Source organism: Streptomyces sp. WMMB303 (assembly GCF_029351045.1).
In the GTDB taxonomy this organism is placed as follows: Bacteria; Actinomycetota; Actinomycetes; order Streptomycetales; family Streptomycetaceae; genus Streptomyces.
This window is the reverse complement of record NZ_JARKIN010000001.1, coordinates 4,278,473-4,291,195: the sequence shown is the minus strand read 5'-3', so window position 1 is coordinate 4,291,195 and position 12,723 is coordinate 4,278,473. Positions and strand designations below refer to the sequence as shown.

General features: G+C 72.7%; 10 protein-coding genes. 4 read left to right on the top strand and 6 right to left on the bottom strand.

Annotated elements, in window-relative coordinates; all coding sequences use genetic code 11:
- The first annotated feature begins 434 nt into the window (after positions 1-434).
- Complete coding sequence (locus P2424_RS19110; protein ID WP_276476964.1) at positions 435-1,646, top strand: ROK family protein; 1,212 nt, start codon at positions 435-437, stop codon at positions 1,644-1,646.
- A 9-nt stretch (positions 1,647-1,655) separates the two neighbouring features.
- Here P2424_RS19110 and P2424_RS19105 read toward each other — a convergent pair whose 3' ends face one another.
- Entirely contained in the window at positions 1,656-3,296 is a 1,641-nt protein-coding gene (locus P2424_RS19105) for an ABC-F family ATP-binding cassette domain-containing protein (RefSeq protein ID WP_276476963.1), read from the bottom strand.
- Positions 3,297-3,575: 279 nt separating this feature from the next.
- Between P2424_RS19105 and P2424_RS19100 the strand changes: the two genes are divergently transcribed.
- Both P2424_RS19100 and P2424_RS19095 read left to right on the top strand, forming a co-directional pair.
- Positions 3,576-4,265 (top strand): nitroreductase family protein, encoded by a 690-nt coding sequence (locus P2424_RS19100; protein WP_276476962.1) that lies wholly within the window; start codon positions 3,576-3,578, stop codon positions 4,263-4,265.
- Positions 4,266-4,335: 70 nt separating this feature from the next.
- Positions 4,336-5,397, top strand: coding sequence for a hypothetical protein (locus P2424_RS19095; RefSeq protein ID WP_276476961.1), 1,062 nt, complete (start codon positions 4,336-4,338; stop codon positions 5,395-5,397).
- Positions 5,398-5,489: 92 nt separating this feature from the next.
- On the opposite strand, the gene P2424_RS19090 is transcribed toward P2424_RS19095, so the two are convergent.
- From P2424_RS19090 to P2424_RS19080, 3 genes are all read right to left on the bottom strand, one after another.
- A complete protein-coding gene (locus P2424_RS19090; RefSeq protein WP_276476960.1) occupies positions 5,490-7,880 on the bottom strand; it encodes a Tex family protein in 2,391 nt (796 codons plus the stop codon).
- 137 nt (positions 7,881-8,017) lie between these two features.
- Positions 8,018-8,890 (bottom strand): hypothetical protein, encoded by an 873-nt coding sequence (locus tag P2424_RS19085; protein WP_276476959.1) that lies wholly within the window; start codon positions 8,888-8,890, stop codon positions 8,018-8,020.
- 206 nt (positions 8,891-9,096) lie between these two features.
- Entirely contained in the window at positions 9,097-9,906 is an 810-nt protein-coding gene (locus P2424_RS19080; RefSeq protein WP_276476958.1) for an enoyl-CoA hydratase/isomerase family protein, read from the bottom strand.
- A gap of 379 nt (positions 9,907-10,285) precedes the next feature.
- Between P2424_RS19080 and P2424_RS19075 the strand changes: the two genes are divergently transcribed.
- Positions 10,286-10,768, top strand: coding sequence for an ATP-binding protein (locus P2424_RS19075; RefSeq protein WP_276476957.1), 483 nt, complete (start codon positions 10,286-10,288; stop codon positions 10,766-10,768).
- 134 nt (positions 10,769-10,902) lie between these two features.
- On the opposite strand, the gene idi is transcribed toward P2424_RS19075, so the two are convergent.
- A complete protein-coding gene (gene idi, locus P2424_RS19070; protein WP_276476956.1) occupies positions 10,903-11,463 on the bottom strand; it encodes an isopentenyl-diphosphate Delta-isomerase in 561 nt (186 codons plus the stop codon).
- A gap of 136 nt (positions 11,464-11,599) precedes the next feature.
- Positions 11,600-12,601 (bottom strand): UDP-glucose 4-epimerase GalE, encoded by a 1,002-nt coding sequence (gene galE, locus P2424_RS19065; protein WP_276476955.1) that lies wholly within the window; start codon positions 12,599-12,601, stop codon positions 11,600-11,602.
- Between the last annotated feature and the right edge of the window lie 122 nt (positions 12,602-12,723).

The following is a 12,723-nucleotide window of genomic DNA, read 5'->3' as shown; positions in this document are numbered from 1 at the left end:
CCGGGCGTCGCCTGCCGGGGTGCGTCCGCCCGGCGTCCTCCGCCGGCCGGGAAGCACCTCCCGCTCGTCGCCCGGCAGCGTTCGCTCCCGGCAGGCCGTCCTGACCATGCTCCGCCCTTCGCGTTCTCTCGGCCGCCGCCTACAGGGCATACGTCCGGTAGTCGGGCCCCGCGCGCTCCTGCCTTCGCCGCTGCCACGGCGTGCGCCGCGGGGGTCCCGTGAGTTTCGTCGAAGATACCTCGCAGTTACGTCTTGTGAACAGGCATAACTGACGATGAGATGCGTCACTCGCCGACGGAACCAGGAGTCGGGGCCGCTGAGCGGCGCTGATGGCAGGATGCGGTGGTACCCGACCGTCCCCGTCGTCCTGCCGTTCCCGCCACCGGGCCGCCGCTGACCGCGGGCCGGTGATGCGGACGAGAGCTGAGGAGAGCATGACCGGCACCACCGGCAACCAGTCGAGCGCGGGCCACCTGCTGCGGCTCATCCGGGACGGCCGGGCCACCACCCGCGGCGCCCTGCAGCAGGTCACCGGGCTGTCCAGATCCACCGTCGGCCACCGGCTCGACCAGCTCTTCGCCGCGGGCTGGCTGCGGGAGGGCGAGCCGGCGCCCGAGCCCGGCTCCACCGGGGGGCGGCCCTCGACGCGGCTGGAGTTCGACTCCGGGCATGCCGTGGTCCTCGCAGCCGACCTCGGTACCCGGCACGCCACCGCCGGCCTGCTCGACCTCGCCGGGAACGTGCTGGCCCATACATCCGGCACGATGCTCGTCGGCGACGGCCCCGAGACGGTGCTCGACCGGCTGGCGCAGTGGTTCGCCGGGCTGTTGGCCGAGCACGGCACGGACCCGGCCCGCGTCTGCGGCATCGGCCTGTCGGTACCCGGCCCGGTCGACGTCGCCTCCGGAATGGTCGTCCAGCCGCCGATCATGCCCGGCTGGGACGGCTGCCCGCTGCCCGACCGGATGCGGGCCGCCTACGCCGCGCACGTGCGGTCCGAGGCGCCTCCGGCCGTCCTCGTCGACAACGACGCCAACCTCATGGCCTACGCCGAACAGCGCGCCGGCTACCCCGACTGCGCGGCCTTCCTGCTGGTCAAGGTCGCCACCGGGATCGGTGCCGGCGTCGTCGTCGACGGGCAGCCCTACCGAGGGACGGACGGTGGCGCAGGCGACATCGGGCACATCCGGCTGCACGACTTTCCCGAGGCGCTGTGCATGTGCGGCAACCACGGCTGCCTCGCCGCCGTCGCCAGCGGCCGGGCCCTGGCCCAACAGCTCACCGCCGCCGGCGTGCCCACCACCTCCGGCTCCGGCGTCCGCCACCACCTCGCCGCCGGCCGGCCGGAGGCGGTGCGGCTGGCCCGGGACGCCGGACGGCTGGTGGGGGAGGTGCTGGTCACGGTGGTCACCCTGCTCAACCCCGGGGTGCTGATGATCGCCGGTGACCTGGCGAGCACCCCGTTCGTGACCGGCGTACGGGAACTGCTCTACCAGCGCGCCATGCCCCGTACGACCGCGCACCTGAACGTGGTCACCTCCCGGCTGGGTGAGCGCGCGGGCCTGAGCGGTGCCGCGGCGCTGGTCGTCGAGGACCGCTACGCCCCCGCCCGCGCCGACGCCCGGCTGGCCGCCCTCGCCGGATGAGACCGCCGGTCAGTCGTCCCCCGCGGGGAGGAGACCGAGTTCCTGTGGAGCGGCCTCCAGCAGCGTGCCGTCCCGCAGCCCCAGCCAGCGGGTGATACTCAGCTCCCGCAGGAACGGCAGATCGTGGCTGGCGATCAGCAGGGCGCCCTCGTACGCCGTCAGCGCCTCCCGCAACTGCCGCACGCTGGACTCGTCCAGGTTGTTGGTCGGCTCGTCCAGCATCAGCAACTGGGGCGCCGGATCGGCCAGCAGGACGGCGGCCAGCGCGGCCCGGAATCGCTCGCCGCCCGAGAGCGTGCCCACCGCACGGTCGGCCCGCTTGCCGCGCAGCAGGAACCGGGCGAGTCGGGCGCGGATCTGCTGGTTGGTGGCCTGCGGGGCCGAGTGGGCGACGTTCTCCACGACGGAGAGCCGGTCGTCGAGCACGGTCAGCCGCTGCGGCAGATAGCGCAGCGGCACATGCGTGTGCACCTCACCCGCGGCGGCCGGGAGCTGCCCGGCCAGGGTCCGCAGCAGCGTCGTCTTGCCCGCACCGTTCGGGCCGACGAGCGCGATCCGGTCCGGCCCGTGCACATCGAGGTCGATCCGGGGGCCGTGCCGCAGCTCCACCTCCCGCATCTCGAGGACCCGCCGTCCGCGCGGCACCGCGGTCGAGGGCAGGTCGACCCGGATCACCGAGTCGTCCCGCACCCGCTCGGACGCCTCCTCCAACTGCTGACGCGCCTCGTCCAGCCGCTGCTCGTGCAGCAGGCGGTGCCTTCCCGCCGTCTCCTGCGCCTGACGCTTGCGGGCGCCCAGCAGGATCTTCGGTTCGCTCCCGGCAGCGGCCTGCCTGCTGCCGTACTGCGCCCGCCGGGCCAGCTTCATCCGCGCCTCGGCCAGCTCCCGCCGCTGGCGGCGCACATCGGTCTCGGCCGCGCGCACCATCCGCTCGGCCGCCTGTTGTTCGGCGGAAACCGCCGCCTCGTACGCCTCCAGATCGCCGCCGTACCAGGTCACCTCACCGCCGCGCAGGTCGGCGATCCGGTCGACCAGCGCCAGCAGTTCGCGGTCGTGGCTGACCACGACGAGCACGCCCCGGAACGAGGAGACCGCCTCGTGCAGCCGGCGGCGGGCCGTCCGGTCGAGGTTGTTGGTCGGCTCGTCCAGCAGCAGTACGTCCGGCCGGGCCAGCAGCAGAGCGGCCAGCCGCAGCAGTACCGACTCGCCGCCGGACATCTCACCGATGGTGTGGTCGAGCCCGATGTGACTGAGGCCGAGATGGTCCAGCGTCACGCGGGCACGCTCCTCCACGTCCCAGTCGTCGCCGACGGCGGTGAACTGCTCCTCGCTCACGTCTCCCGCCTCGATGGCGTGCAGCGCGGCCCGGGTGCGGGCGACCCCCAGCGCCTCGTCCACCCGCAGGGAGGTGTCCAGGGTGAGGTTCTGCGGCAGATAGCCCACCTCGCCCCGGACCGTGACGCTTCCCGCGTCCGGCCGCAGCTCGCCTGCCAGCAGCCGCAGCAAGGTGGACTTCCCGGTGCCGTTGAGTCCGATCAGGCCGGTGCGGCCGGGGCCGACGGACAGGTCGAAATCGGTCAGCAGCCGGGTGCCGTCCGGCCAGGAGAAGGTCAGCCGGGAGCAGCTGAGGGAAGGTGCGGAAGTGGTCACAGGGGCCTCCAGGACGCATCGCGGTGGGATGAGCAACACGGAGACACCGGGCCCGGACGGCTACGCCGGGACGGGGATCAGAAGAGGAGAGGGGCAGCAGTCGGCCGACTCGCTTCCGAGGTCGCACTCGTGGCACACAGACAGGGCACACGGTGTCTCAGACCTCAGATACGCAACGGCCTCTCCTCACAGCGGCAACAGAACCGCCGAAGACGTTACGTTCCCGCTTCCGGTGCCGCAAGCCTTTTTCCGCGCGTCGCGATGTGCTGTGCTGCGGGCATGGTCCGTACCAGTGAGTCCAGCCCCGCTTCCGATCCGAGCCGGCTTCCCACGGTTCCGCTCCGGCCGCTGGACGTCCCCGCCCCGCAGGCGGAGGAGCGTGCCAGGTCCTTCCACGAGGTCATGGCGCGCCGCCGCACCGTCCGCGACTTCGACGACCGCCCGGTGCCCGACGGAGTCCTCGAGTGGGCGGTCCGCACCGCCGCCACCGCACCCAGTGGGGCACACGTCCAGCCCTGGCGGTTCGTCGTCCTCACCGACCCCGAGCGCAAGCGGCGGCTGCGCGCCGCCGCCGAGGAGGAGGAGCGCGCCTTCTACGGGCGCCGCGCCTCGGACGAATGGCTCGAGGCGCTCGCCCCGCTCGGAACCGACGAGCACAAGCCGTTCCTGGAGACCGCGCCCGCCGTCCTCGTCGTCTTCGAGGTGCACAAGGGACCGCACACCCCGCGCCCCTACTACACCAAGGAGTCGGTCGGTATCGCCGTCGGCTTCCTGCTCGCCTCCCTCCACCAGGCGGGGCTGGCCACGCTCACCCACACACCCAGCCCGATGCGCTTCCTCAACGAGATCTGCGACCGCCCGCCCGAGGAGCGCGGCGGCTACGTCATCCCCGTCGGCTATCCGGCCCCCGGCGCCCGGGTCCCGGACCTGGAGCGCAAGCAGTTGGACGAGGTGCTGGTGCGGTTGTGAGTACCCCGCCGCCGAGGGGCAGTTGACCCGACATACTCCCAGCGCACAACAGTGACAACGGGAGCGTGCGATGAAGAATGCGGTACGGGGGATCTCGGGCATGGCCTGCGCGAGCACTCTGATCCTCATGGTGGCGGGGTGCGGCGGCGGTTCCGGGACGGATTCGGCAGCATCCTCGGCCGAGCCGGCGGACAAGGAAGAGCACAAGCCCGCGGTCGGCGTCGTCACCCGGGCGCAGGCCGACAAGCTCGTCGACCACTACGAGAAGGTGAACAACAAGGCCAACAAGAACTCCGATCCCCGGCTGCTCTCCACGGTGGAGGGCGGAGCGGTCCTCGAGCAGAGCAAGGCCACCTACAAGATGCAGAAGAACTGGACGGCAGCGGAACGGGCCGACTACCGCAAGCCGTTCCACTACGTCGACCGGAAGTTCTACCTGCCCCGCAAGGGGACCGCCGACTGGTTCGCCATGGTGGCGTACTCCAAGAACGCGGGGGAGAAGAAGGGCAAGTACCCGGGCATCCTGATCATGGAGAAGCAGGGCGGCGACTGGAAGATGGTCGCCGGCAGCTACAGCGAATCCACCTGGCTGCCGCGGCTCGCCAAGGACGAGAAGGGGTTCGTCGAGCCCGTCTCGGACACGGCGAAGAAGGCCGGGGCGCTTTCCCCCGACGCACTGTCCGACGAACTGCTCGACCTTTACACCGAGCAGGGCTCCACCCGGGACGGGTTCCGCACCTCGAAGACCACCGAATCGCTCCGCAAGATCCCCGGGCGACAGAACAAGCTGCTCAACCCGCACGGCGAGGCGGTCTTCAACCGTGGCGAGCCGACACACGAGAAGTTCCACGCGCTCCGCACCGAGGACGGCGGTGTGTTCGCCGTCTTCAGCACCGAGGTCCGCGAACACGACCGGGGCACGCAGGTGACAGCCACCATCCACCCGTCCGACTCGATGAAGGTCTACGTGGGCGACACCTCGGCGCCCTCCTTCTTCGTGAACTGGCTGCACCTCTCCAGTGCCTACCTGCCCAGCAAGGGCCGACCCAAGCTCCTCGGCACCGAATACGAGATGACGGACGCCGCCGCCGACTCCGACCGGAACGGCCGCATGCCCGGCACCGGCACCTGAGCCGCGCCCGCTCCGGTGGGGTGCCCGCCGCCCGCCGGAGCGCCCGTGCTCCCGCCGCACCTGCGGGAGCACGGGGCACCGGACAGGTCAGGTCAGGCCAGGCCCGCGCGGCGGAGTGCCTCGGCCATCTCGCTGTTGTTCGGCGCCGGAGCCGGCGCACCCTGGCCCCGGCGCTTGCCACCGGAGCCGCCCTTGGGCGCACTCTGCCGCTGCCGCGGGGCACCCGCGGGGGCCTTGCCGGAGCCGTCGCGGCGCCGGTCCCGGCCACCGCGCCGCGCACCTCCGCCCCCGCCCGTCCCGGGCTCGTCATCCAGCCGCAGGGTGAGCGAGATCCGTTTCCGCGCCTCGTCGATCTCCAGCACCCGCACCCGGACGATGTCGCCGGGCTTGACCACGTCCCGCGGGTCCTTCACGAACGTCTTCGACATCGCCGAGACATGCACCAGGCCGTCCTGGTGCACACCGATGTCCACGAAGGCGCCGAACGCCGCGACGTTGGTGACCACACCCTCCAGCACCATGCCGGCGGAGAGGTCGCCGAGCTTCTCGACCCCCTCCTTGAAGCTCGCGGTGCGGAACGCGGGCCGCGGGTCGCGGCCCGGCTTCTCCAGCTCGCGCAGGATGTCGGTGACGGTGGGCAGCCCGAACGAGCCGTCCACGAACTCCTGCGGGTCGAGCGCCCGCAACGCCTTCGCGTTGCCGATCAGCGACGGCACGTCGGTGCCCGCTCTGGCGACCATTCCGCGGACCACCGGGTAGGCCTCCGGGTGCACGGCGGAGGCGTCCAGCGGGTCGCCGCCGCGGATGCGCAGGAAGCCCGCGCACTGCTCGAACGCCTTGGGGCCGAGCCGGGAGACGTCCTTGAGCTCCTGGCGGCCCTTGAACGGGCCGTGCGCGTCCCGGTGCGCCACGATGTTCTCCGCCAGCACCGAGCCGATTCCCGACACCCGGGAGAGCAGCGGAGCGGAAGCCGTGTTGACGTCCACTCCGACGCCGTTCACGCAGTCCTCCACCACGGCATCCAGCGAGCGCGACAGCTTCACCTCGGAGAGGTCGTGCTGGTACTGGCCCACGCCGATGGACTTCGGGTCGATCTTCACCAGTTCGGCCAGCGGATCCTGCAGGCGCCGGGCGATGGAGACCGCGCCGCGCAGCGACACATCCAGCTCGGGCAGCTCCTGCGAAGCGTAGGCCGAGGCGGAGTAGACCGAGGCACCCGCCTCCGAGACCATCACCTTCGTCAGCTTCAACTCCGGCTTCGCGGCGACCAGCTCACCGGCCAGCTTGTCCGTCTCGCGGGAGGCCGTGCCGTTCCCGATCGCGACCAGCTCCACCTGGTGTGCCTCGGCGAGCGCGGCCAGCTTCGCCAGCGCCTCGTTCCACTGCTTCTGCGGTGCGTGCGGATAGACCGTGTCCGTGGCGGCGACCTTGCCCGTCGCGTCGATCACGGCCACCTTCACGCCCGTCCGCAGCCCCGGGTCCAGGCCGAGGGTGGCACGAGTCCCCGCGGGAGCGGCCAGCAGCAGATCGCGCAGGTTGGTCGCGAAGACCCGCACCGCCTCGTCCTCCGCCGCAGCCCGCAGCCGGGTGCGCAGATCGATGCCCAGGTGCACCTGGATCCCGGTACGCCACGCCCAGCGCACCGTCTCGGCCAGCCACGGGTCCGCCGGCCGACCCTCGTCGCGCACCCCGAAGCGGTGTGCGACCGAACGCTCGTAGGAGCTCGGGCCCTCCTGCTCCGCTCCGGCCGCGTCGGCCGGCTCGGGCTCCATCGTGAGGTCGAGCACCTCCTCCTTCTCGGCCCGCAGCAGCGCCAGGATCCGGTGCGAGGGCAGCTCGGTGAAGCTCTCGGAGAAGTCGAAGTAGTCGGCGAACTTCGCGCCCTCTTCCTCCTTGCCCTCCCGGACCCGGGCGGCCAGCCGGCCCCGCTCCCACATGCGCTCGCGCAGCTCGCCGATCAGGTCGGCGTCCTCACTGAAGCGCTCGGCGAGGATGGCGCGCGCACCCTCCAGGGCCGCGGCGGTGTCCGCGACGCCCTTGTCGGCGTCGACGAAGGCGGCGGCAGCGGCCGGCGGCTCCACGGACGGGTCCGCGAGCAGCCCCTCGGCGAGCGGTTCGAGGCCCGCCTCCCGGGCGATCTGCGCCTTGGTGCGCCGCTTGGGCTTGTAGGGCAGGTAGATGTCCTCCAGGCGCGCTTTGGAGTCGGCGGCCCGGATCTGCTCCGCGAGCTCGTCGGTGAGCTTTCCCTGGCCGCGCACGGACTCCAGGATCGACGCGCGCCGCTCCTCCAGCTCCCGCAGATAGCGCAGCCGCTCCTCCAGGGAGCGCAACTGCGCGTCGTCGAGCATCTCGGTCGCTTCCTTGCGGTAGCGCGCGATGAACGGCACGGTCGACCCGCCGTCGAGCAGCTCGACTGCGGCGCGGACCTGCCGCTCGCGTACGCCGAGTTCCTCGGCGATCCTGCCTTCGATCGTCGTCGTCACGATGGTTCGTTCCGCCTTCTCGGTGCTGTTGTCCCCCGGTAGGCATGCATTGTGGCAGGCGTGTCCGACAGGCCCGTGCAGGCGGGCGGGACGGCGGGCCCCGCGGGCGGGCGCCGCCCGCGCCGCGACGCCGTGCTTCAGCCCTTGCCGAGCAGGTCGGCGGGGAATGCGCCCGCCTCGATCGCGGTGTGTGTGAACCCGCCCGCCAGCTCGGTCAGCCGGGCCACGCCCTCGGCGCCCAGCAGTTCGTAGGGGCGGCGGTCCAGCCGGTCGGTCTCCTCCTCGAGGTGCTTGCGCAGCTCGGCGCCCCGCTCGGTCAGCTCGCCGTCGCCGTCCAGCAGCCCGCGTCCGGTCAGCCGCTGCTGCGCGGCGGTCCAGTCCTGCTCGTTGTAGCCGCGAGTGCTCATCACCCACGCGGGGTTCATCCCGTGTCCGCTGGCGGTGTGGCTGACCAGCGCTTCCAGCGCGTCGAGTTCGGCGTTCTGCAGTGCGGCGATGTGCCCGTCCCCGCGGTGCTCGCGCAGCAGCGTCGCCGCGTGCCACAGCGCCAGGTGCGGCGAGTGGTCGATCGGGGGGACCGGAAGGTCCGCGTTGGCGGCGTGCAGCGGGCGTCCCGAGCGGGTGCATCCCTCGGTGGCGCGCAGCGCCAGCCGGGCGGCCTCGGTCATCTCCGCCGAGCGGACGGCTTCCTCGCCCAGCAGATGCCGCAGCATCGTGTCGGCCGCGCGCAGCCGTGCGGCCAGCACCGTCTCGGGGGAGGCGGCGTCCCACACCGCGGGCACGAAGTTCGCGACCAGCGCGTGGCTGTAGTTGTAGAAGGTGGCTGTCACGGCGCCCGCGCCCACCGCGCCCAGCGGCGCGGAACGCGAGGACAGGTTGATCGCGCGCGGGTCGTCGATGCCGTAGGGCGAGAGTTCCTTCCCCAGCGCGGGTGAGAAGTAGAGCGCGGAGTGCAGGGCGTTCAGGGCGTTGTGGCAGCGCCGCCCGGCGCGTGCGGGAAGTGGCGTCATGCCCGTACGCTACCGGTCGGTACGGGTGACTTGAAGGGCGGGGAACCGGCGGCTCCGGATCCACCGGGTGCCGTTCGGACGCCGCACCCGGCGGGCCGGGGCCCCGGGTGCCGGGCCGGCCGGCGGCGCGGCGTACCCTGCGCGGTCCCGGGTGCCCGGTTGCGGCGCTGTCGCCCGCGGCGGTCCGGTGCGGCGCCGGTCCCGCTTCAGCGCCGCGGGGCGCCGAAGCGCGGAGCGCGCCGCTCCAGGAAGGCGGCCACGCCCTCGGCCGCGTCCCCGCCTGCCGCCGCCTCGCGCTGCCAGTGTTCGACCCGGTCGGGGCCGGTGCGCCTGTCCGCGAAGTCCTTGGCGGCCGCCTGGGTCAGCGCGGAGCGTGCGGTGAGGGTCCGGGCGAACTCGGCGACTCTTTTGTCGAGTGCCTCCCCGTGGTGCACCTCGTCCACCAGCCCGGTGCGCAGCGCCCGCTCCGCGTCGATCAGCTCCCCCGAGTAGAGCAGGAACTTGGCGGTGGCCGGTCCCACCAGGCGCACCAGGCGCTCGGTCGAGGAGGCCGGATAGACGATGCCCAGCTTGGCCGGGGTGATGCCGAAGAGCGCGTCGTGCGCGGCGAACCGCAGGTCGCAGGCGGCGGCGAGCTGGCAGCCGCCGCCGACGCAGTGCCCGTGCACGGCCGCCAGTGTGGGCTTGGGGAAGGCGGCCAGTGCCTCCTCCGCGGCGACGGCGAGTGTCTGCTGCTCCCGGGCCGCGCCGCCGGGTCCGTCGCTCTCCGGCCGTCCCGCCTCGGGGTCTCCGGCGCGGGCCGCGTCCTGCAGGGCGCCGATGTCCGCTCCCGCGCAGAAGGTGCGCTGCGCTCCGGTCAGCACCAGGACCCGTACGTCCGGGTCGGCTGCGAGTTCGGCCAGCAGTTCGGGCAGCCCGCGCCACATGGCGGGGGTCATCGCGTTGCGCTTGGCCGGGCGGTCGATGGTGACGGTCGCGACGCCCTCTTCGTGGGCGGTGCGCAGGGTCGGCTCCATGAGCGCGATCGTATCCAGGAAGCGTCAGGTTCTATCGCCGAGGTGCCAAGCGGCGTAAGTCTTCTGTCAAATGCCATCGATACATGCCAAGTTACGGTCACCCGCTCAGGTCTGCACCGCGCGGTACCACCATGCAATGCAAGTACATCTGCAAGTACACCAGGTACCGAGCAGGAGAGTGGGTGCGGAGATGGAGAGCCGCGGCGGGCAGCTGTCCGGAGTTGTCGACGAGGCTCCACGAGCCGGGGAGGCGCTCGGCCCCCTGAGCGCGGTACGCGGTGCTGCGGCGGGGGCGGTGCCCGCGGCTGCCGCCGTGCTGCCCCCGCGGCCGCGCCCGGCCGAGCCCGGGACCCTCGGATGTGTCCGCGGGACCCCGTCGGTGTCCGGACGCCTCGGCGTCTCCGGACCGTCTGGGGAGGGGAGCTGGCGGTTCACGGCGCCGACGACCGCGCCCTCGGTGCCCGGGCTGCGGCATGCTGTGCGCGAGCTGCTGGAGCGCCGGCCGGCCCCGGTACCGGAGGACGTGCTCCAGGGCGCGCTGCTGATCCTCTCGGAGCTGGTCACCAATGCCGTGCAGCACGCGGCGCTGCTCTCGCCCGAGATCACCGTCGAGGTCGCACTGGGCGGCGGATGGCTCCGGCTGGCGGTGGAGGACGGCCATCCCTACCGGCCCAAGGCGCTGGCGGCCGAGCCGTTCCGGGAGCACACGGGCGGGCGCGGCCTGCTGCTGGTCAAGGCACTCACCGCGGAGGCGGGCGGCCGCTGCGACGTGGAGCAGACGGACGCCGGTGGCAAGGTCATCTGGGCCGCTCTGCCGCTGCGCCCCTCGGCGGCGGACGCCGGGGAGCCCGGCTCCCGCTGAGGAGACCGCCGTGCGGCGGCCGCGGGCCGGGTCTCCCGCCGGGGACTCCGCCACGGCCGGTCGGCGGGCCGCGGCTCGCGGCGGTCCGGGCGCCGGATCTCTCGTGGCCGGGCCGTGCGGCCCGGCGCGCCGGGTCACCACCCCCCGGCGCCGCCCGTCACCACGCGGATCGCCGGACGCGCCGCGTCCAGCACGGTCATGAACCAGGTGGAGAAGGTGTCGACGGCGTGCCGCTTCTCCAACTCGTCCCACGTCACGAAAGCCGTTTCGGAGATCTCCGCCGGATCCGGCCGGGGCTCCTCCCGCAGCAGTCCGACGAACAGGTGGTTGAACTCCTGCTCCACCAGTCCCGACGCGGGGTCCGGGTGGTTGTAGCGGACGGTACCCGCCTCCCGCAGCAGCGCGGGCGCCACTCCCAGCTCCTCGCCGACCCGCCGGGCGGCGGCGGCGAACGGCGGCTCGCCGGGATAGGGGTGCCCGCAGCAGGTGTTGGACCACACGCCGGGGGAGTGGTACTTGCCCAGTGCCCGCCGCTGGAGCAGCAGCCGGCCCTCCTCGTCGAAGAGGAAGACGGAGAAGGCGCGGTGCAGCCGCCCGGGGGCCACATGGGCGGAGAGCTTCTCCGCGGTGCCGATCGTCGTCCCGTCCTCGTCTACCAGTTCGAGCATGATCGGGGCGGCTGAGCTGTTCGCCATGGTGATCCTTCGGGGTGGGCCGGTGGGCAGCGGGTCCAGTGTGCCGCAGTCGACGCGGTAATTCCGCATTCTGCGGGACAGTGACTGCAACGTGCGCGTTTATGCCCATCAATGCTGATCGGTGACGATCTGACCGTCAGGTCGTCGTCGGATGTGCCTCCGGGTGGCGCAGCAGCCAGCCCTCCCACGCCGAGACGACCATCTCGCGCACCCCGTGGCGGGGCTCCCAGCCCAGTTCCTCGCGGATCCGCTCCGCCGAGGCCACCACCCGCGCCGGGTCACCGGGGCGGCGCGGCACCACCCGGGGCGCCGGACCCCGTCCGCCGGTGACCTCGGCGACGAGATCGGCCATCTCCCGCACCGAGACCCCCGAGCCGGTGCCGACGTTCAGTGTCAGATCGCCGTCCCCGCCCCGCGGGCCGTCACCCGCCGTCGCACGCGCCGCTGCGACATGGGCCTCGGCCAGATCCTGCACATGGATGTAGTCCCGCACACAGGTGCCGTCCGGGGTCGGATAGTCGTCGCCGAAGATCCGGGGCGGTTCCTGGCGGGTCAGCGCGTCGAAGAACATCGGGACGATGTTGAAGACACCGGTGTCGGAGAGTTCGGGCTGCGCGGCCCCGGCGACGTTGAAGTAGCGCAGGCAGGCGGTCGACAGCCCGTGGGCCCGTCCCGTCGCCCGCACCAGCCACTCGCCGGCCAGCTTGGTCTCGCCGTAGGGGTTCATCGGCACCGTGGGGGTCTGCTCGGTGACCAGGTCCACGTCCGGCATCCCGTAGACGGCCGCGGAGGAGGAGAAGACGAAGCCGCGCACCCCCGCCTCGACCACGGCGCCCAGCAGCGTGACGAGGCCGTGCAGATTCTCCTCGTAGTAGGTGAGCGGCTGCTCGACCGACTCGCCCACCTGCTTCCTGGCCGCGAGATGGATCACACCGCGCACACCGTGCTCGGCCAGGACCCGGTCCAGCAGCCGACGGTCCAGTACCGAGCCGCGCACCAGCGGCACCTCGGCGGGCAGCCGCTCGGCCAGCCCGGTGGACAGGTCGTCCAGTGCGACGACTCGCTCACCGGCGGCCGTCAGGGCCCGTGCGACGTGCGCGCCGATGTAGCCCGCACCGCCTGTGATCAACCACGTCATGCCCGAACCCTATCGGCCCCGGTTGTGGCGGGAACCCATGATCCACCATGCTGGGGGCGCGCGGGCGCCCGCCGGACAACACCGGGGCGATGAACGCTCGGTGAAGGCTCCCCCCGGCGATC

Bases quoted from the DNA above. Each gene is read 5' to 3' on its own strand.
- idi (WP_276476956.1), bottom strand. From the start codon at position 11,463: ATGGCGAACAGCTCAGCCGCCCCGATCATGCTCGAACTGGTAGACGAG.
- P2424_RS19085 (WP_276476959.1), bottom strand. From the start codon at position 8,890: ATGACGCCACTTCCCGCACGCGCCGGGCGGCGCTGCCACAACGCCCTG.
- galE (WP_276476955.1), bottom strand. From the start codon at position 12,601: ATGACGTGGTTGATCACAGGCGGTGCGGGCTACATCGGCGCGCACGTC.
- P2424_RS19080 (WP_276476958.1), bottom strand. From the start codon at position 9,906: ATGGAGCCGACCCTGCGCACCGCCCACGAAGAGGGCGTCGCGACCGTC.
- P2424_RS19100 (WP_276476962.1), top strand. From the start codon at position 3,576: ATGGTCCGTACCAGTGAGTCCAGCCCCGCTTCCGATCCGAGCCGGCTT.
- P2424_RS19110 (WP_276476964.1), top strand. From the start codon at position 435: ATGACCGGCACCACCGGCAACCAGTCGAGCGCGGGCCACCTGCTGCGG.
- P2424_RS19095 (WP_276476961.1), top strand. From the start codon at position 4,336: ATGAAGAATGCGGTACGGGGGATCTCGGGCATGGCCTGCGCGAGCACT.